The organism is Spirochaetia bacterium, from assembly GCA_022482625.1.
GTDB lineage: Bacteria > Spirochaetota > Spirochaetia > Sphaerochaetales > Sphaerochaetaceae > Pleomorphochaeta.
Window position 1 is genome coordinate 1508843 of sequence record JAKVOU010000001.1, and the last position, 20790, is coordinate 1529632.

Below are 20790 nucleotides of genomic sequence, written 5' to 3' on the forward strand. Positions count from 1 at the left end.
CAATGATTCGGCTTCACCTTTTCAAACCAACAAAATTTTGAGGTGTAGCCATGCAAGATTACAAATTTGACAAAGAAGCTTTGCTCGGGCTTGTCAAAGCCGGAAAGTATGCAGAGCTAAGAGAAAAACTTACTCATCTGAACGAAGTCGATGTCGCAGATTTCATGGAAGAACTCCAGACTCCGCAGGCAATGATTGTCTACGGCTTGCTTGAAAAGGAAGTCGCTGCAGACGTATTCGCAAATCTGCCAGTCAAGAGCCAACAGGCTTTGATTACGTCTTTGGATGACCATCAGCTTTCAGCTATCATAGGAGAACTGTCAGTCGATGATGCAGTAGATATGATCGATGAATTGCCTGCCAATATCGTAAGACGTATCCTACAACACGCATCACCGGAAACACGGATGCTCATCAACAGGTACCTACACTATCCTGAGGATAGCGTAGGTTCAATCATGACCAGCGAGTTCGTCGACCTTAAGAAAGAGTTGACGGTGCAAGAAGCAATTGAACGAATCAGGGCAATAGGCAAAGACAAGGAAACCATTTACACGTGTTATGTTACGGACAGCAAGCATCGGCTGGAAGGAATTGCAACCATCAAGGACCTCCTTTTCTCTTCCAATGAAACACTTGTCGCAGATATCATGGAAAAGGATGTCATCAGCATCCATACTACCGATGACCAGGAACTTGCAGCCCAGCTGTTCAACAAATACAATTTTCTCAGCCTTCCCGTAGTCGATACTGAGAATAGGCTGGTCGGTATCGTCACCGTTGATGATGCAGTGGATGTCATGGAAGATGAAGCTACCGAAGATATGGAAAAGATGGCAGCCCTTGCTCCTTCTGAACGTCCATACCTCAGCACAGGAGTCATGGAACATGCCCGGCATAGAATCGTATGGTTGCTCGCACTTATGGTCAACGGCATGATCACCGGTTCTATTCTCGGCCGGTTTGAAGATGCGTTCGTTGCATTGCCCATACTCGTAACATTTATCCCCATGCTTACAGACACCGGAGGCAATGCCGGCAGCCAATCCAGTACGCTGATCATCCGCGGACTGGCAACCCAAGAGCTGGAACCAAAAGATTGGTTGGCAATCGTATGGAAAGAACTGAGAGTAAGCATCGTCGTAGGACTGATTCTTTCTTCTGTAAATTTTCTACGGATTATTCTCACCTACAAATCAGTAAATATCTTGGTAGCTCTGACAGTTTCCTTTGCCATGGTCTGTACGGTGATGCTTGCAAAGCTCATAGGTTGCATGCTTCCTCTCATTGCACAGAAAATCCACACGGACCCGGCCATCATGGCTGCGCCACTTATTACGACAATCGTCGATGCCATGAGCCTCATCATTTATTTTTCCATAGCAAAGACATTACTGCATATATAGTGGACATTGGCAGAAGTATATGTAGCCCAAGTGTTATTGCAACAACGATGACAAACAACAGGAACTTTTCCTAGTCGAACATATATACTCCTCTTGTCCTCAATGATATGACTGGGAATTCCTTACAAAGGAATTCCCAGCCTCCTACGGCAAATGATGCCACTTATTCAACCATAAATGAAATAGCAAACCAAAGGAATGCAAAGGACATACAATCCAGGATGTATTTCCCTGAATTTACCAGTAGCCACTTTGATCAGCACATGGGCAAGAATACCTGATGCAATACCGACAGCAATATTTGCTGTATAAGCTCCGAAAATAATCATGATGAAAGGACCAAATGCATTGGAGAAATCAGAGAAATCAATCTGAGAGAATCCACTGATCATCAGGAATCCGACAAAGATAAGTGCAGGTCCCGTAGCAGCATCAGGAATAATAACGAACAGAGGAGCAGCAAAAATCGTGACAAGGAACAACAATCCGGTAACCAAGGCTGTCAATCCGGTACGGCCCCCAGCTTCGACTCCTGAAGAAGATTCAACATAAGTCGTAATCGTCGTACAGCCGGTCATAGCACCTACGCAGGTACCGATGGCATCGACAAGAAACGGTTTCTGAATATCAGGAAGATCCCCGTTCTCATTCAGCATCCCTGCTTTTCCAGCAACACCAAGCACGGTTCCCAACGTCGAAAAGAAATCTCCGAAAAACGCTATGAAAACCCACACGGCTGTCCCTGCGGTAAAGAAATTCTTCCAATCAAAATTGAAACAGACATTACTCAGATCTGCAGCACTGGGAATTGCAAACGGATGTTCCGGCAAAACGGTAATGCCAAGTGGAATACCGGCAATAGTAACCACTAAAATTCCCAGAAGGATGGCACCCTTGACCTTATAGGCAGTCAGAATGGAAATGACGGCAAGGCCACCTATGGCCAACAAGACCTTGGGGTCAGAAAAATTACCCATGGAAATACCATTGGTAAAATTGGCGATACCAGTATCCTTGAAACCCAAATAGGCAATAAAAAACCCGATGGATGCTGAAATTGCCACTTTGATATTCCTTGGTATCATCCGGACTATCAGGTCTCTGATACCAAATACAGTCAAAAGGACAAATATGATACCTGAAACGAGCGTAATGGACATAATCGTCCCAAATGACATATCTCCGGACTGGAGCAAGGCTCCCAACAGAAAATTCGAGCCCATACCTGTAGAAAGTGCAAAGGGCAAATTGGCATACAATGCCATAAACAATGTAATAAGCCCGCTTATCAATGCACACATAATGAGAATTGCAGATTTACTGATGATAAATCCATTGACATCGACAAGTGAACTTGCCGGGCCGAACCCTACGATGGCGCTTGGCTGTACTGCCAAAACATACGCCATAGTCATGAAAGTCGTCAGCCCAGCAATGACCTCCGTCCTTACATCCGTGTTATGCTTCTTCAACTCAAAGAAATCCGTTTTCATACCCATCCTCCGAAACTTAAAAAATTAGCAAAACTGAGAAATAATTCTCTGTGACAAACCATCCACAAGCCCTTTGTCAGTAATGACAGCACCAGGAACAGCAGCAAGCGAGATTATGGCAGCTGCAAGCAAGGAAAGTTTCTTGTTGCATATTGCATCAAGTGCTTGCTGTTCCTTTTCTATCAACAAAGCAATTTCCCTGCATGGTTTGAAAGACATCAAGCCTGCTACAGGCAAAGGTAAAAGAGCTATATTATGATTTGCATCGACGACACAAATGCCACCTCCACATTTTTCAAGTTCTTTTGCGGCGACATAGGCACATTCAGGATCCCGGTACACAACAGTCAGATTATGGCAATCATGGGAAATCGTACTGGCAAACGCACCTTCCGTAATACCAAAATCCCGAAAAACAGCAATGGTTTTGCCACCGGTTCCATACCGGTTTATGACAGAGACAAACTGGAAATCAGGATAATCAGAAATATTCACACATCTGTCTTTCAAAGGAAGGACTGTTTCCTCAAACTGACGTATGCCATTTCGTTCTCCCCTGGCTACTATCAGCAAAGAAACAAAATCATCATTGCATTTTTCCTCTGGCACCCTAAGAAGGAAATCCTGGGATGACTGTATCTGGGGAATATTGACAGTATTAGGAAAAGCCTGCCCCGTTGCCTGTACATCGGAACCTAGGTATACTCCATTCTTTGCAGCCAGCTTGCCAGAAACAAATACGGCAAACGGCATATTGCCATCCAATTGTCTTACCAACTGCATATCTGCTATATAACCAGGCGCAATTGCTCCCAAATCATTGAATTGGTATTCCCTTGCAGCATTGAGCGTAGCGAACTTGATTACTTCCTTTGGGTCCATCCCTGCCTGAATTGCTTTTCTGACTACCCTGTTGACATGTCCGCTTGTCAGCAAGTCCTTTGCATGGACATCATCAGTACAGATGGAAACAAAATCATTCCAACTGTCATGCTTCAGGCCCCCTATCAGATCCGTCAAGTCATCTACCAAAGAACTGGCTCTAAGATTCACATGCATGCCGTTACGAAGTTTCTCACTGACTTCTGCTGCACTCCGGCTTTCATGATCGCTTACAGGGCCGCCCTGTAAATATGCAGCCAATTCCCGACCTGACACACCAGGTGCATGTCCCTGTAGGAATACGCCGCGCTTGATACCTTCATCTATAATGGCATGCATACGAGAACTGTCATTGCAGACACCTACGAAATCCATCAGTTCCGCAATTCCTATTATGCCATCCGTATCCAGTAATTCTGCAATTTCATCAGCACCAAAACAAGCACCGGAACTCTCCAAATCAGGCACAGAAGGAACACAGGAAGGAGCCAGGATATATTGGCGAAGCAGAGATTTTTTTGCATTTTCCAACATGAATCTTACGCCTTCTTTACCCATGACATTCCCGATTTCATGTGGATCTGTACAGACTGTAGTTGTTCCCCAGGGAACGATGGCCCTGCTTAAATTTTCAGGAATCATCATTGTGCTTTCCACATGCATGTGGGTATCGATGAATCCTGGGATAAGGTAACAACCTTCTCCATCAAAAAAGACATCAGAAGGCATGCCGTTTTTCACAGGAGTTTCCCTGACACAAACGACAATCCCGTCCAATACATCAACTTCTGCAGGATAAATTTCTCCCGTAAACACATTGAAAAATTTAATATTACCGATTGTAAGATCACATTTTTCCTTTCCTAGCGCAGCTTTGATAAGTCGAGTTCGATTCTTTTTGTATATCTGTCTCATCTTTTTTCCCTTTTTCTGAAACAAAAAATTAAAAAGCACGAAAATATGTATATAAATACACATCTTCGTGCTTTTATGTAAAAGTGTACCCAAAGATTTTCATTCATGTCAATGTTAAACAGATTTTCAACAAAAATAGACATCTTTAGACTATCTCATTGTTCAAAAATCATATAATTATCAAAATTAATAGCTAGCCTTACAACCTCTGTTTTGAGACCGACAACGAATTCCCTTCGAGAGCCATATCTGTTAATAAAACTGACGAAATCATATAATGATCAAACGCAAGGACGCTACGAAAGAAATCGGCAAGAAATATATGGTACTTGAGAGAGAGAGCAAAAGCAGGTGTCGACACGATACTGTTTGCCTGTACAGACCTCCCGGTAATTCCGGCAAACTACAGAACCATCAATATCATCGGCTCTTTAAAGGAATTGGCAAAGGCCCTTGTTGAAGAATTCCTGGAGCTTTAGGCCTGTTGAAAGAAAAACGGACACAAGTCATACTGGATAAAAGATAAATGGACGAATTGAACGATTCTACCATAAGGGAAAATAAACTTCCCTTTCGTTTTTGAACCTCTATGCCAGCCGCATTTCCTCCCTTCGGGACAAGGAAAAACTCAGACAGGAATATCGTAAGCAAAGGAGATTGCCATGCAAGAAAAGCCAGTCAACCATAAAACGATGTTGGAAAGGATGCATGTCACCTTGAACGCTTTCAGCCCGATCCCTGATGAACAATGGCGGAAACTTCTACCTAAGTTGCATTTTCTAAGTGTAACGAAAGATACTTATTTCATCCGAGCCGGAGATATACCAGATAAGCTGGCATTCATAGCAAAAGGTTTTTTCCGAGTATTTTATCTTTCTGAAACCGGATCTGAAACAAACCTGGTATTCCGCGATGAAGGTAAGCTCCTTTCTGCTTACAGTTCCTTTCTGACTCATACCAAAGCCAAGTATTTCTTCCAAGCCATGGAAACAAGTACACTGATTTACATCAGCCTTGATGATTACATCAACCTATCGACGGAACATGTTTGCTGGATGGTTATTACAGCCAAATATTCTCAGTTGCTTTTTATTGAAAAGGAAAATAGAGAAACCGAGTTACTTTCAGAAGATGCTTTTACCAGATATCTGCATTTTATGAAAAGGTCTCCTGACCTTGTGAATAGGATACCTCAGTTTCATCTTGCCTCCTATCTTGGAATCACACCAGAAACTCTAAGCAGAATAAGGAAAAAAAGAAAGTCATTGATCTAAGTCAATGATTTCTTCAAATAGAAAGGGCATACTCAGGAAAATTACGAACAGAGGTGTTTTCCCATGAAATATGCTGCAGAACTCTTTGACAAAGTCCAATACCTGTTTAAGGAAACGGGCTTCAACGACCATCAGTTACATTGTATATTACAGTTCTCAGGACATCTGGATGAAAGGCTACTAAAACAGGCATTATACCTGCTCCTTCAAGCCTTTCCTATTCTTGCCTGTACCTATCAACAAAAAGGCTCCCGTACATATTGGCAGACCTGTGATGTTTCCTTATTGAAAAATCTTTTCAGAATTACAGAGGATCAAAACACTTTTGAATCATTTTCAGAATCAATGATAGATGAGACCATCGGTCCCCAGATACAAGCATGTCTATATCGGGAAAAAGGAAATGACAGTCTTTCCATCATCATGAACCACATGGTCTGCGACGGTGCAGACTTCAAACGCTCACTTTATGTCCTTTCCTCATTCTACACGCAGTTTATTAAAAACCCAAACTTTATCCCCAATATACAACCTTTTGAAAATCGTAGCCTCAAACCAGTGACCTCAAAATTACGATTGTCTACAAAAATCAAATCTCTTTTGTTCAACGGAAAAGAAAGCAACCAAAAAAGTGAGGTGACTTTTCCTCTAGCCACATCAGGACCAACAGCCCCTTTCATCCTAACCCATAAGTTATCTGAAAAAAGAACAAAAGCCTTGATAAATCTTGGCAAACGACACGGAGCGACCGTAAACGATGTCGTACTGACAGCCTATTACCGTGCTTTGTCAAAGCTGCTGCATAAAAACGGGAGCAAACTGTTCATCCCCATCATGATTGATATGCGAAGATATGCACCCCAGCTGAAAAACCAATCCCTTTCCAATATCTCTTCTACGATCATCACCCATGCAACAATCGAAACAAACGAAACATTTGAAGAGACTTTGGAGAAAATCAATTCAGAACTGACGGCAATGAAAAAGAAATATATGGGAGTGAACGGTTTTGTCAAACTATCAGTAATTGACAAAATCTTTCCAAAGAAAATCAGCTATCAAATCATCAAAAGGAATTTGCACAATCCAAACATCTGTATGACAAACATCGGTATCTTAGATGATCGTCAACTGGTTTTCGGAAACACTCCATTGATAGATGCCTTTGAATGCGGTTCCATAAAGTACCGCCCACATTTTCAAATTGCCCTGAGCAGCTTCAAAGGAACCATGACGTTCAGTTGCAACCTCTATGGAAATGAACAAGACAAACAAATCATCAGACAATTTTTCTCCCTGCTTGATAGTGAACTGCCAGGATAATATGGAAAGCCGTATGCTAAAACGAAAGAAAATCAGCAGCAACATCCAATGCATCTTCAATTTTAAAACCAAATTACCTAGAAAGGTAAAAGCCCCTGCAAATCAGAATGATTTGTACAGGGACCCCAGAAAATACCAGCAAAATCAAAGAAACCGTTTATATCTCTAATCCCAGAAAAATTACTTTACGACGATTCCAGAAGCAATAGACTTTGCACCATCATCGCCAATGAGAACTTCCTTCCCATTGAGCCAATAGTATGCTTGGTCAAAATCACTACTGATTTCCTTTCGGCCAGCTACATAGACATCATCGCCATCAAGGGCAATTGCCTGGGCAAATGAATCAGAGGAGTCAGTATCAAGAACATATTCTGTCCCATTAAGCCAGTAACATGCATGATAATTGGAATCAGCAGGTTGCTGAAAACCAGCAATGTAGACATTATCACCACCAAGGACAATCGCTTTTGCTCCAGAACGATAAGAATCAGTGTCCAAAACTACTTCATTCCCATTGAGCCAGTAACAGGCCTGTTTCTTCTCATCACTGTTTTCCAGTTCACCTACCACATATACATCACTGCCATCAAGGATGATTGATTCTGCATATGAATAAGAAGAACTATCATCAAGTGTAGACACCTTACCGTTCTTCCAGTAGCAGGCATGGTAGACAGAACCTGTGTACTGATAACCAGCCACATAGATGTCACCATTGGCGGTAACAAAGATTGCATTGGCTGCAGAATCGTTGGAAGCATCGCCAAGAGCTGTCAAGGTTCCGTTTTTCCAATAGCAAGCTTGAAGAACAGTATCATCGGAACTATTGGTAATGTATTGGGAACCTGCAATATACACATCCCCGTCATCCGTCACATCAATTGCTTCTGAATATGAAGATTTCTCAGAATCGCTGCCGATAACCGTCACAGTCCCGTTCTTCCAATAACAGGCTTGTTTAACAGTGCCATTGGATTGGGAACCTGCTATATACATATCTCCACTATCCGTCACGTCTATTGCGTCTGCAGAAGAGGAAACATCACTGAGCAACGTCTTCTCTCCGTTGGTCCACAGACAAGCCTTGAAACCACTGACAGATTGACTTCCGACTACATATACCGTTGCAGAATTTCCATTCATATCAAGTGAACAACCCGTTACTGACAGCATGGCACACATCACAAGGACAATAGACAGTCCTATCCAGCCCTTCAGATTCCTTTCTTTCTTTTTCATAGTTTTTTTCCTCAGATGTTATTTGTAAGCTTGTTGGACTTTTTTTAAGGGAAAAGGAGAAGGCAAAAGTCCAATGTGTTGCAAGTAAATCGTAATTTTAGGTACTTGGTCAAGAAAAAAACAACAGTAATCAAAATATTTATATTATTCTTATACTTTTTTGATTATTTAGATAATTAAATATACATATCTATATAATATATATATGCAACACACCTAACTTTCGAATTAAGGAACCAAACTAAGCATTGGTATATATGAGCATATAAACTCATATATCAAAGATTTTAGATAAAATACCAGTTATATTTATTATATCAAATATATTAATAATACTTATTAAATATTTTTTTTATAAGCATAAAATAAGATTTCGTAAATAATATTCAGTAATATATCGTAAAGCAATCATACAAAAACTACAACTGAATTTAGGTTACAGCAACTTTTACTTCCAAGGGTTGTGTTCGTCAGCAATTACTTTCATTTTTGGTTGTAACAAAGGATTTCAACTTGCTTCGTTGTAGACATCACAGGCAAATATCAAAGAAAGACAACCGACAGACAAGAACGTTTTCCCTACATTGCCCACGGGAATTTATGCGGCAAGAAAAACCTTTACAGTTTCAGTATAAGAGCAGTTGCATAAAGATATTATCCCTATAGCGCCTCATCTTTGGCTCTATGTAAAATTGTTTTTGTTTATACATAGGTATACTTTCCCACTTTTCAACCAGGTTGACACTTTCGTTGAAATGGGCTACAAATACGGTCGTTGTATAACCAACCTAATAAGGTTGGCAAGCTGAAATAAGAATTTTTTTCCGGCTCTGTTAGCTCAGCTGGATAGAGCACTTCCCTCCTAAGGAAGGGGTCGGGCGTTCGAATCGCCCACGGGGCAACAGCCTATGTTTCTGAGGGTAATCAGGACATAGGTTTTTTATTGCCCTTATAAAACCAAATCCTTTTATTTCATCATATCCATGCATTCTTTTTCAAATTCATCCCTAAGTCGGAGGTACTCTCTGGTAGGTTCCTGGCATGAAAGGGAAAATCCAAGTTGGGTACTCAATCTTGTCAAATACTGATATGAAAGGTTGTTCATTACGTATATTTCCCTAGGAATACCATCCCTGCTGAATACCCGATGGATCAGGGAAATCATTTCAGACTGATGTGTACGGTAATCCCAGACACTCCGCAGGTCCAGAAGGCTATTATGTGAAACAGAACAAATTGAAACGATATTCACATGCCTCAAATCAATGCTATCTGCATGTATGTTCTGTACTATCGGAGCGCGATAGACTTTCTTCATAAAATAAATATCAAAAATCAAGACATCAGCAGTCTTATGCTCCCGAAGTTTTGAACCAGTAAATTCATCAAAAGGTTCCAGCACAGGATACTGAGTCTCTTCATACTTGGGAAACCCAATAGCGGAAAACATTGCGGCATCCGCATCATAGCAAAGTATCTGCCTTGTAGGCTCAACACACATCTTGAACAGATACTGACGGGGCAACATGCCCCCAAGAGCTTCTATTGCCTGCAAGGCAACATCAAGTAATTTTCTGGTCGGTTCGTTTCCTGTAGGTCCAAGCAAAATCTCCACCCCACCTCTCCGGTACATATGGAATTCAGGAACAACAGCACTCCAATTACCCTTGCAAGGCATCAGGTTGCCACGACAATAGGGAAATATGACCTGCAGGGCATCCATGCCACATAACAGCTCCATCTGGCGACTCGATCCCTCAAAGGTTCCGGAAGTTTCTGTTTCTTGGAAACGACAATATTCGATATAGCGATTTAAAGTATAATCTTCTTCAAGGAAAAAAGAGGGTTCGGTTATTGACTGAAAAGTATGTTTTTCTGCCTCCAAAGGCAAGGCACAGCAACTCCGCATTCGTGAAGTTTTCAAAATCAATCTTTCCATATAATTGCAAGGCAATGTCTTCTGCCCGTTCGCCTACCATTGCTGGCCTCCGGATAAAATGATACTGCCGCAAAGAAAAAAAAAGCAAGTATCCCTACAGGTATCGACCAATCTATTCTGTCTTGCCCAAGCTTCAGAAGGTTGTTATCCTAAGACACAAAAGGAACACAGATGTATAGTTTCATGAATGATTACAGTGAGGGAGCACATCCTGACATACTGAAAGCACTGGAAGCAACTGGCTTCACGCAAGAAGAAGGCTACGGCCTGGACAAGCATAGCCTCAGGGCAAAGGATCTGATAAGGGAGCTTGTCAAAGACAAGGATGCTGAAGTCATCTTCCTTACAGGAGGTACCCAGACAAACCTGCTTGCCATCAGCAGTGCACTCAGACCACATGAAGCTTGTATGGGTGCAACGACGGCCCATATAGCCACCCATGAAACTGGAGCAATCGAGGCTACAGGTCATAAAATCGTCACTGCCGAAACAACCGACGGGAAACTTTCACCGCCCCTTCTCCAACCTTTGCTTGATGCACACTATTTTGAGCATATGGTAAAGCCCAGACTTGTCTATATCTCAAATCCAACTGAACTGGGCACGATATATACAAAAAAAGAACTTATTGAACTCAGGACATTCTGTGATCAGAAAGGACTGATACTCTACTGTGACGGAGCCAGGCTCGGCTGTGCGCTCGAAGCGGCAGGGAATGACCTTTCCTTGCAGGATATGTATATGCTTACCGATGCCTTTTCCATCGGTGGCACAAAAATCGGAGCTTTGTTAGGTGAAGCTTTGGTCATCAGAAAAAAAGAAATGCAGGAGGACATACGCTACCTTGCAAAGCAACGGGGAGCATTGCTTGCCAAGGGAGCAGTATTGGGCATACAGTTTGAACAACTCCTACAGGACGGTTTATACTTCAAGCTAGCCGGGCACAGCATTGACTGTGCCCAGAAACTTGCAGAGGAAATGGGAAAAATGGGTATCCCGTTCCTCATTGATTCACCTACAAATCAGATATTCCCTATTCTCGAAGATACAGTAATTGCACAGCTGGAAAAAGACTATTCCTTTTACACATGGCAAAAAACAGACAGCAACCACAGTGCCGTCAGGCTGGTTACCTCATGGGCAACACCGATGAAAACAGTCCATAACTTCATCCAGGCTTTAGGAGCATTATTGGAAAAGGACTAAAATACTACTGAGCAAGGAGGAAAGCCAAAAGTACCAGCAACGCGAAAGCAATACAAGCAGCAATCCTTCGTCTCTTCCTATAGGTTATTTTCTTACCGACGGTCATGGTATGACGCAACTTTTCTTTCTCTGCTTCAATCCGGTCAATTTCCTGTTGGCGAACCCGGTTCCTTTCCGCCTCAATTTCCTGAGCTTTCTTAGCTTCCTCATGCTGTTGTTTTTTTAGTTCCATGTGAGTAAGTACACAACGGGAGCAAGGAACATAGCCAGGATAATCACTCATTTCATCATAGTAGCTTTCCTGGCAGGACGGACAGATATAAAGCCGTTTGAGAGAGCCATCGTCCTCCAGTTTGCATACTTCCAACCGTTTCTTGATAAAATCAAGATCCTCTCCGCTATGGGTCAAACGATACCACAGACTTCTATGAGGAATCTGAAAACCTCTTGAAAGTTCATCATCCAAACGTACGACACGTTCGCTTAGTCCCCTGTCCTGGGTGATCAAAAGAATATTGAAATTTACCCCACGTTTCCTGAACAAAGAAATAAGATGATCATCAGCAATGCCGATGCTTCCGGTATCCCGTATCCTTATGAAACCTTTGCGAGCCAGATTCTTGATCAGGCTCGGCAGGATCATAGCCCTTATCTGTACTTCCCGGTCCTTCTCGTTGTTATTCTTCAGGCCATGGAGTTCCTCCATTGTCTTTTCCAAGATGACCAGGCGCATGCGCCTGCGTCTCAGCATGGGCATTACATTAGCCAGGAAATAGAAGAACCAATCTTTATGGATCAGAGGAGCCGTATCAACATAGATTTCATCAAAATCTTTCAGCTGCGCATCCAAAGTATCGGTAAAGGTACCGTCTTTTTTATACAGGTCAAATTTCAAAAGGCTGCAGCTCAGTATCTCACGGCAAAGGGGAAGATCCTCAAGAAGGATTCCCTCACCGACCTTGATACCTGCACCTTGAAGCAAGGTAGTTACCCGACTCTCACTGACAGAGAAATCGGAAGACAATTGTTTTACAAGTACATCACCACTTACTTTTGCTACCGGCTTTCTATGATGGAATACTGACATAAGCTATTTACCACTCTTATGAATGATCTCAGCAATAGCTTTTTTATCCAATTCCATTGCTTTTTGCTCCGTTTTTTTGAAACCAGCAGGAAGGCTCACGTTTTTAGTGCCCCATTTCAGATAAAACCCATACCTTCCGTTATACAGACCGACATCCTGTCCGTCAACCTTTCCGAAGCTTTTCAATGCAACGGCCTTGGTCCTGACACCTTTTCCTTTTCCCTTTCCGGCAGTTGCCGAACCAGCAGCAAGCAAATGCAAACCTTCATCAAGGTCTATCGAGAAAAGCTGTGCATCATGGTCTCTCCGGTCCAGTCTGGCAGTCTTTTCACCATCGCTGATGTAAGGGCCATATTTACCTTTGTTTGCAATAATCTGCCTGCCATCTTCCGTATTGCCGAGTATTCGGGGAAGACGAAGATAACGGGTAGCTGTTTCGATATCTGAAGCAGCTTCGCTTTCCTGCATCCATGTAGGGATACTTGCGCGTTTTGGTTTTTCTTTTCCTTTCATCTGACCAAGTTGCCAGTACGGTCCAAAACGGCCATTGCACAACAATACATCCTCTCCGTCAAGTTTTCCGATGACCTTCGGTTGATTTGACTGTTTGCCCTGCTTGATCAGATTCTTGACATCTTCATCGGTAATCGTGCCAGGCATCCAGTCCTTGGGCAAGTTAATATATTCCCTCTTGCCATCCTGCTCTTTTCCCAATACATACGGCCCATAAGGACCTATCATGATAGGATTTTCAGGACTGACTTGCGGCAAGCAGAGAGTCTTTGCAACTAGTTTATCATCTGCTTTCTTCTGATTTTCTATCCTTTTCTCCAATCCATCATTCCCAAAATAGAAATCAGTAAGAAGTGTCAGTTCATTTTCTTTTTCTTCTGCTATCTTGTCGAGATCGCCTTCCATCTTCCGAGTAAAGTCGTAGTCAACGTACTGGGGAAAACTGTTGTCAAGATATTGGCATACAGCAAAACCGACAAAAGTCGGAACCAACGCGTGCCCATCTTTCTCCAGGTAATCCCGTTTCAGCAATGTATCGATGATGGTGGCATAGGTTGAGGGTCTCCCGATACCTAGCTTTTCAAGTTCCTGGACAAGTGAAGCCTCAGTGAATCGGCTGGGAGCCTTTGTTTCATGTGCATTCTTCAGTAAGTCAAGAAGCGTAAGCTGTTGCCCTTCCTCCAGGGCAGGGAGAAGTTTCTCCTTGTCTTCAAGGGCGGCCTCAGGGTCTTCCTTGCCTTCTACATAGGCCCTGAGGAATCCTGGAAACACGATCTGCGTACCACTGGCCGTAAAGGTTCCTTCACCTGCTTTTATTTTCACCGTTGTAATGTTTTTCTTGGCGTCTGCCATCTGGGTAGCCATTGTCCGGGACCAGACCAGACGGTATAGAGCCAGATCTTTCCCCTTGAGGCCACTATCCTGCGGATTGCAGAAATGTTCACCTGCCGGACGGATGGCTTCATGTGCTTCCTGGGCCTCGGCACTCTTGGCCTTGAACTGACGGGGTGAAGGAGAGAGATAGGCTTTTCCGTAAAGGGCTTCGACTCCTTCGCGTGCTCCGTTTATACCTTCCTGGCTCAAAGTCGGGCTATCAGTCCTCATGTACGTAATCAGCCCATTTTCATACAGCCTCTGCGCGACGCTCATTGTCTCCTTCGAACTGAACCCAAGCTTCCTGATTGCTTCCTGCTGGAGCGTGCTGGTAATGAACGGAAATGCAGGATGTGAAATAGTAGGTTTCGATTCAATTCCTGAAACGATGTAGGGCTCCTTTTTAAGTTCGGCAACCAGGATATCAACTTCTCTCTCATCCAACCTGAGCACCGATGGAGATTGCTTATATACACCTGTCGTCGAGTCGAAGTCCTTGCTCCCTGCAAGGTTCTTTCCCTTGTAGGCAGTAAGTCGGGCCTCAAATGTTCCCTTACCGCTGTCAAGATCTGCCTTGGCATCAAAATATACACTTTTCTTGAAAAGAATCCTCTGTTTCTCACGTTCAACAGTCAGTTTCAGGCCAGGAGACTGTACCCTTCCTGCTGAAAGCTTACGGTTTGCAAGCTTGCTGCCGACAAGGGAAGAGACATCATAACCGAACAGACGGTCGATAATCCTCCGTGCTTCCTGGGCATGTACCATATTGATATCAAGCTCTCTGCCACCTTCCAATGCCTTGAGAATGGCAGACTTTGTAATTTCATGAAATACCATCCGTCTGTAAGGGACTTTTGGTTTGAGTACCTGGAGCAGATGCCATGAAATACTTTCACCTTCCCTATCTTCATCAGTAGCAAGCAGTAGGTATTGTGCATCTGCAAGCTCATCCTTAAGTTTCCTGACAATATCCTTCTTGTCACTGGACAATACATAATGAGGCTTGAAGCCATTATCTACGTCAACGGCATCGTTTGATGGATCAAGCTCCCTGATATGGCCATAACTGGCCACAACAGTACAGTTGCCCGGCAGGAATTTCTTTATGGTCTTGGCTTTTGTCGGTGATTCTACGATGATCAGCGTTTTCGGCCTTGGTTCATTTCCCATAATCTTCTCCGTCGTATTCTTGTAAAGTATACATAGTCTACATGTTATAAAAAGCAGTCAGGGTTTTGTCAACGTATAAATATCTCTTTATAGGTACGAAATTGCAATAAATGAGATAGCAAACGGATAAATTTGCTCCAGAAAGGATACCTTTGCGTTTTTTGCTTGTTTTTTTTGAAAAAGGCAGGCAAAGGTCTTTGCCTGGTCCCTTGGCCCCTTGCACGGAGAAAGTAAAACCGGGTACATTCACTAAAAGAAAGGAGCACCGCACGTGAAACATATAGGTATAGCTTGCTTGACAACTTTGGCAATCCTGACATTTTCTTCCTGTGTCGTGACAGAAAACCTGTCGATACAGCAAAATGGCAGCGGTTCATCTACGGCCGATATCGGCGTCCAGGATTTCTTCATTTCCGTTCTCAAGGACTTTTCCGACCTTTCGTCCCAGACCGACGCACATACGACTGTAATGGATGCTTCGATGCACAATCTTTCCTCAGCCCTGGAAAAAGGAAAAACGACAAGCAACGTCAAATTTACGAAAACTGACAACAACAATTATGTAGGAAACTTTGATTTTGCGCAGCTCAATGCCTTGATCACCGATTTGGGCGGAGACAAGGACCAGACATTGCTTACCCTTGACGGTACTACCTTGAAATTCTACCTGGACATCAACAACTATAACCAGCTGGTAAAAGTCATACCGTTCCTTTCCGACCCGAACTTCGAGACTTTCGGCCCTGCATACAACCAGGGCATGAGCGAAAAGGATTACCTTGATATGATTTCCTTCATGCTGGGTGATGAAGGACCTGATGCTATCAGGAATTCAACCATTACCATAAACATCAAGGCCCCTGCACCGATTACTTTCTGCTCAGGAGGTACCAAAGTCGATGCAACTACCTTCCGATTCCAGTTCCCGCTTATCGATTTCCTCTTGCTCAACAAACCGATGCAATTTTCTCTGAGTTGGTAAGCAAGGTACAGAAGCAAGCAGGGACTGTGGCTCAATTCACAGTCCCTGTTATTTTTCTCAAAAACATCTTTATTTATACATTGAAACGGAAATGCATGATGTCTCCATCCTGTACCAGATAATCCTTGCCTTCAAGCCGTAATTTACCGGCTTCTCTGACTTTCAGCTCACTTCCATAAGCAAAGAGGTCTTCGCAATTATATACTTCTGCCTTGATGAAACCCTTCTCAAAATCAGTATGGATGATCCCTGCAGTCTGCGGAGCCTTATAGCCAGCCTTGAAAGTCCATGCCCTGTCTTCGTCGCTGCCTGCGGTAAAGAAAGTCCGCATGCCAAGGATATGGTAAGCACTCCTGATAAGCTGATTGAGACCGGATTCCTCTAGCCCAAGGGCTTCCAAGAATTCCTTTCTGTCAGCTTCGCTGTCCATCTCCGCAATCTCTGCTTCAATCTTGCCGCAGATTACCACGACTTCAGAACCTTCTTTCTCAGCAATCTTTCTCACAGCCCGGACATAATCATTGTCTTCCAATACATGGTCTTCATCGACATTGCATACATAGATGACAGGCTTCAAGGTAATAAGGTGCATGTCATAGACAGCTTCAAGTTCATCATCATCAAGCTGCAAGCTACGGGCAAGTTTTCCCTCCCCGAGACATTCCTTCAACCGTTCAAGGATAGGCAACAGTTTTTCATTGGCTTTCTGTGCTTCCTTGTTGACTCTGGCCATCTTCGTAATTTTTGCATATCTCTTCTCAACAGTATCAAGATCAGCCAAAGCAAGTTCAATGTCAATCGTATCTATATCATCTGCAGGATCAATCTTGTTGTTGACATGGATGATATCAGGGTCATCAAAGCATCTTACTACATGTGCAATGACGCCTACTTCCCTGATGGAAGCCAAGAATCTGTTACCCAAGCCTTCACCTTGTGAAGCACCCTTCACCAATCCTGCTATATCTACGAATTCAAAGGTCGCAGGAATCACTTTGGCAGTGGGAATGAGTGATACGATATGGTCAAGCCTGGGATCCGGTACATTGACCATTCCGACATTGGGGTCAATCGTGCAGAAAGGATAATTGGCGGCTTCAGCCGGAGCACTCGTCAATGCAGAAAAAATCGTCGATTTACCAACATTCGGTAGCCCGACGATGCCACAGTTCAAACCCATGTTGTGCCTCTTTATACTTCAAGTTCATTCGGACGCACTATACCATAGATTGACATATCTGAAAACCCGCAGTAGAGTTTCGACGATGAAAAAAGACAAGCAGGATTTCCCGACAGATTATCGCGGACCTGCACAGATGATTGAGGTTCAGGAAGATGTACCTGCTGCATTTCTGGCAATCGTATTGAGAAAAGAGGAAACAGACCACCAGGCAGAACAAAGAGGACAGGAACTACTGTCCTTGGTAACGACAATGGGACTTAAAAGTGTCGGTTACATGTTCATTCCAATTCGATCAGCCAACAGTGCGACCCTTATAGGCAGCGGCAAGGTAACGGAATTGTTCGAAGAAGCTTCAAATACAGGTGCTGGGATCATCATCTTTGACTGTGATCTGAATCCACGGGTACAAAGGAACCTTGAACAGGCTACGGGACTTTGTGTAATCGACAGGCAGGAGGTCATCCTCCAGATTTTTGCAAACAGGGCACAGACAAAAGAAGCAAAGCTTCAGATTGAGCTGGCCAGGCTGGAATATTCCCTGCCACGTCTGACACGGGCCTGGACGAACCTGTCCCGTCAGCATGGCGGTGTCAAAGGAACAAAAGGTGAAGGTGAAACCCAACTGGAACTTGACCGCAGGATAGTACAGGCAAAGATCAGCCAGATAAAAAAGGAATTGCAAAAAGTCAAGACACAGCGAAACAGCCAGAGAAAGCAACGTATGGAACATCAAGTACCGAACGTCGCTATCGTCGGCTATACCAACAGCGGAAAAAGCTCATTGCTCAGGAGACTGACAGGAGCTGACGTACTGGTTGAGTTCAAGCTGTTTGCCACCTTGGATACCACCAGCAAACAAGTAAACCTTCCTGATGGAAACAGAATCATCCTTACGGATACCGTCGGTTTTGTCAGCGACCTGCCGCATCAATTGGTAGAGTCTTTCAAATCCACATTGGAAGAGGCAACCTATGCCGATGCTTTGCTGATTGTCTGTGACGCATCTCATCCTGACATGTTGGGATGTTACGAAACCACCAGACAGGTACTGGAAGAATTGGGTTGCAAAGACAAGCCGACCGTTACACTGATCAACAAGATGGATGCTGTAGAAGACACGTTTTCCATCAGCCGGCTTAAGTCAATGGTTCCGGATGCACTGGAAGTCAGTGTCAAGCAGGACAAGGACATGACAAAGGTCCTTGATGCATTGGAAGATGTCTGCTATGGAAACCTGCCTTTGGTAACCTACGTCATTCCTGCAGAAAAGCAGGATCTGATTGCCTATCTGCACCGTACGGCAAAGATAGAAGATATCATTTATGCAGACCGAACTGTCACGCTTTCCTGCAGGATCAAGCCATGTCATGAGGGCCCTGTCAAACAGTTCCATCAGCAATGATGCATAAAAAGGCAGCCCCTCAAAGGCTGCCCTATCGCATATATTTCAGCACAAACTATCAGATAAATCTCCAGTATGCACCGAGGCAAGCGCCGACCACAACCTGACTTTTCATGCTCGAATCATTATTAAAGACTATCCGATAACCAGGGAACACACGGAAATAAAAATCAATGGGCATGTTGTCATTCAATCCCCACTCAAGACCAAGATTTGCCAGTGGTGTCAGGGCAAATGTATTGCCGTCAGAGGCAATGTTGGCAATGCCACCTACACCGCCGAATACATGAAGGTCATCCCTGTCATCAAGTTCAAATGCATAAAGTTCAGTCATGGAATAGGCAGAGATATCAATCGTCTTATCGTTAAGGACATTGAATCCGACAGAACCTGCCATCGTCAACTTCTTGTTGACTACATATTTGGCAGAAATCCCTTCAGTCGTACCGACTTCAAGTCCAAGATTGAAATCAGCATCGGTATAGGTATGTTCCTTGATAGTTGTCTTAAGTGACTTTGCACTCACAGGCGCAAGTACCAGCGCACAAAAAACTGCAGCCAGCAATAATTTCTTTTTCATTCGTCTCTCCTTGAGGTATCCCTCAGATAGTTGATCTGTGCCCATCATACCATGCATCATGTCTCTGTGGAAGTAAAAAACTATTTGTTTTTCAACAAATATACCACTCAACTATAGAATTTCTTTCTGTAAAGAATGGGCAATGCTATCCAGAGCATCCCTTATTCAGTATGATGCAGTACGAGGAGCAATTTTATGGACGATACTACCAAACTGACCCCGCCATTGTCACTTTTCGGGCTTTCTCCTGAGGACATGGTCAAGGCACTTGGTCTTGAAAAACCCTTTCAGGGCAAACAGATATTCAATTGGATAGTCAAAGGTACCTCTACTTTCGAAGAAATGACAAACCTCAGCAAGGCCGAACGGGAAAGGCTCTCGGCATTGATGCCCAGCACCTACTCTTCCCAAGTCATCGATACCCAAAAGGATGAAACAGGAGCAACGAAACTCGCCATCCGACTTTTTGACGGCAAGGTAATCGAATGTGTCCTTCTCACGGATGAGGAAGGTCATCTTTCAGCCTGTCTATCAAGCCAAGTCGGCTGTGCCATGGGCTGTAAATTTTGTCGGACAGGTACCATGGGACTTTACAGGAACTTGGCAACAGAAGAAATCATCGAACAATTTGCACATTTGTCAAAGCTAGGAAATATCACGCATATCGTTTTCATGGGAATGGGTGAACCTATGGCAAACATGCATGCCGTACTGGCTGCAATCCGATATTTCCATAGGGAAGATACCTATAATCTGAGCTTGAGGAGAATTACCATCAGTACCTGTGGCATAGTAAGCGGTATCAATGAACTGGCAGAACTGGGTTTCCCCATCAAACTTGCTGTTTCCCTGGTCAGTGCAGAAGATACCACGCGCTCATCCATCATGCCGATCAATGACCGTTGGGGCCTTAAGCAACTCCGGCAGTCCTTGATTCATTTCCAAAACAAGGGAGGTAAGAAAATCACCCTTGAGTATTGCATGCTCTCCGGCGTCAACTGTGACGAAACCGCAGCAAAAGCATTGGCAGACTTTACAAACGGATTGCTGTGTGTCGTCAATCTCATTCCATGGAATCCCGCCGCAGAACTTCCATGGAAAACACCATCCACGGAAGAAATCAACAAGTTCTGCCTATTCTTGAATGATTTCGGCGTCTACTATGTAAGAAGATACACAAAAGGTCGAAACATCAACGGAGCTTGTGGTCAATTGGCTACACATATAAAGGAAAACAGCTAAATATCTTTTCCTTCAGACATCAAAAAGGAATCCAAGTGCAGATGACACTTGGATTTCCTTTTATAAACAGACCCTAAT

General features: G+C 43.5%; 16 protein-coding genes and 1 tRNA gene. 9 read left to right on the forward strand and 8 right to left on the reverse strand.

Going from position 1 to position 20790, the window contains the following annotated elements; all coding sequences use genetic code 11:
* Positions 1-50: 50 nt before the first annotated feature.
* Positions 51-1406, forward strand: a complete 1356-nt coding sequence (gene mgtE, locus LKE40_06900) for a magnesium transporter (protein MCH3917177.1) — start codon at positions 51-53, stop codon at positions 1404-1406.
* A 167-nt stretch (positions 1407-1573) separates the two neighbouring features.
* Here the strand turns inward: mgtE and LKE40_06905 are convergent, their stop codons facing one another.
* A complete protein-coding gene (locus tag LKE40_06905; GenBank protein MCH3917178.1) occupies positions 1574-2899 on the reverse strand; it encodes an NCS2 family permease in 1326 nt (441 codons plus the stop codon).
* Positions 2900-2923: 24 nt separating this feature from the next.
* A complete protein-coding gene (locus LKE40_06910) occupies positions 2924-4696 on the reverse strand; it encodes an amidohydrolase family protein (GenBank protein ID MCH3917179.1) in 1773 nt (590 codons plus the stop codon).
* Between the two features lie 329 nt (positions 4697-5025).
* Here LKE40_06910 and LKE40_06915 point away from each other — a divergent pair, with 329 nt between their 5' ends.
* The 3 genes from LKE40_06915 (at position 5026) to LKE40_06925 (ending at position 7293) form a co-directional block, all read left to right on the forward strand.
* Positions 5026-5175 carry a hypothetical protein gene (locus LKE40_06915; protein ID MCH3917180.1) on the forward strand — a complete coding sequence of 50 codons (150 nt, stop codon included), beginning with the start codon at positions 5026-5028 and terminating at the stop codon, positions 5173-5175.
* 183 nt (positions 5176-5358) lie between these two features.
* Entirely contained in the window at positions 5359-5970 is a 612-nt protein-coding gene (locus tag LKE40_06920) for a Crp/Fnr family transcriptional regulator (protein ID MCH3917181.1), read from the forward strand.
* A gap of 63 nt (positions 5971-6033) precedes the next feature.
* Entirely contained in the window at positions 6034-7293 is a 1260-nt protein-coding gene (locus LKE40_06925; GenBank protein MCH3917182.1) for a hypothetical protein, read from the forward strand.
* A gap of 180 nt (positions 7294-7473) precedes the next feature.
* On the opposite strand, the gene LKE40_06930 is transcribed toward LKE40_06925, so the two are convergent.
* Positions 7474-8535 carry a hypothetical protein gene (locus LKE40_06930; protein MCH3917183.1) on the reverse strand — a complete coding sequence of 354 codons (1062 nt, stop codon included), beginning with the start codon at positions 8533-8535 and terminating at the stop codon, positions 7474-7476.
* Between the two features lie 827 nt (positions 8536-9362).
* Here LKE40_06930 and LKE40_06935 point away from each other — a divergent pair.
* A tRNA-Arg gene (locus LKE40_06935) sits at positions 9363-9436 on the forward strand.
* 66 nt (positions 9437-9502) lie between these two features.
* On the opposite strand, the gene LKE40_06940 is transcribed toward LKE40_06935, so the two are convergent.
* Complete coding sequence (locus tag LKE40_06940; GenBank protein ID MCH3917184.1) at positions 9503-10474, reverse strand: hypothetical protein; 972 nt, start codon at positions 10472-10474, stop codon at positions 9503-9505.
* Positions 10475-10645: 171 nt separating this feature from the next.
* Between LKE40_06940 and LKE40_06945 the strand changes: the two genes are divergently transcribed.
* Positions 10646-11680 (forward strand): aminotransferase class V-fold PLP-dependent enzyme, encoded by a 1035-nt coding sequence (locus tag LKE40_06945; GenBank protein MCH3917185.1) that lies wholly within the window; start codon positions 10646-10648, stop codon positions 11678-11680.
* 4 nt (positions 11681-11684) lie between these two features.
* On the opposite strand, the gene LKE40_06950 is transcribed toward LKE40_06945, so the two are convergent.
* Positions 11685-12767 carry a hypothetical protein gene (locus tag LKE40_06950; GenBank protein MCH3917186.1) on the reverse strand — a complete coding sequence of 361 codons (1083 nt, stop codon included), beginning with the start codon at positions 12765-12767 and terminating at the stop codon, positions 11685-11687.
* A 3-nt stretch (positions 12768-12770) separates the two neighbouring features.
* Positions 12771-15323: a type I DNA topoisomerase gene (gene topA, locus LKE40_06955; protein MCH3917187.1), complete on the reverse strand. Its 2553-nt coding sequence runs from the start codon at positions 15321-15323 to the stop codon at positions 12771-12773.
* A gap of 271 nt (positions 15324-15594) precedes the next feature.
* Between topA and LKE40_06960 the strand changes: the two genes are divergently transcribed.
* Positions 15595-16305, forward strand: a complete 711-nt coding sequence (locus LKE40_06960; GenBank protein MCH3917188.1) for a hypothetical protein — start codon at positions 15595-15597, stop codon at positions 16303-16305.
* 73 nt (positions 16306-16378) lie between these two features.
* Here LKE40_06960 and ychF read toward each other — a convergent pair whose 3' ends face one another.
* Positions 16379-17485: a redox-regulated ATPase YchF gene (gene ychF, locus LKE40_06965; protein ID MCH3917189.1), complete on the reverse strand. Its 1107-nt coding sequence runs from the start codon at positions 17483-17485 to the stop codon at positions 16379-16381.
* An 85-nt stretch (positions 17486-17570) separates the two neighbouring features.
* Between ychF and hflX the strand changes: the two genes are divergently transcribed.
* On the forward strand, positions 17571-18890 hold the full coding sequence (gene hflX / locus LKE40_06970) for a GTPase HflX (protein ID MCH3917190.1): 1320 nt from the start codon (positions 17571-17573) through the stop codon (positions 18888-18890).
* 58 nt (positions 18891-18948) lie between these two features.
* Here hflX and LKE40_06975 read toward each other — a convergent pair whose 3' ends face one another.
* Positions 18949-19470 carry a hypothetical protein gene (locus tag LKE40_06975; GenBank protein MCH3917191.1) on the reverse strand — a complete coding sequence of 174 codons (522 nt, stop codon included), beginning with the start codon at positions 19468-19470 and terminating at the stop codon, positions 18949-18951.
* Positions 19471-19665: 195 nt separating this feature from the next.
* Here LKE40_06975 and rlmN point away from each other — a divergent pair, with 195 nt between their 5' ends.
* The gene (gene rlmN, locus LKE40_06980; GenBank protein ID MCH3917192.1) at positions 19666-20712 is read left to right on the forward strand and encodes a 23S rRNA (adenine(2503)-C(2))-methyltransferase RlmN; all 1047 of its coding nucleotides are present in this window, start codon (positions 19666-19668) and stop codon (positions 20710-20712) included.
* The last annotated feature ends 78 nt before the right edge of the window (positions 20713-20790 follow it).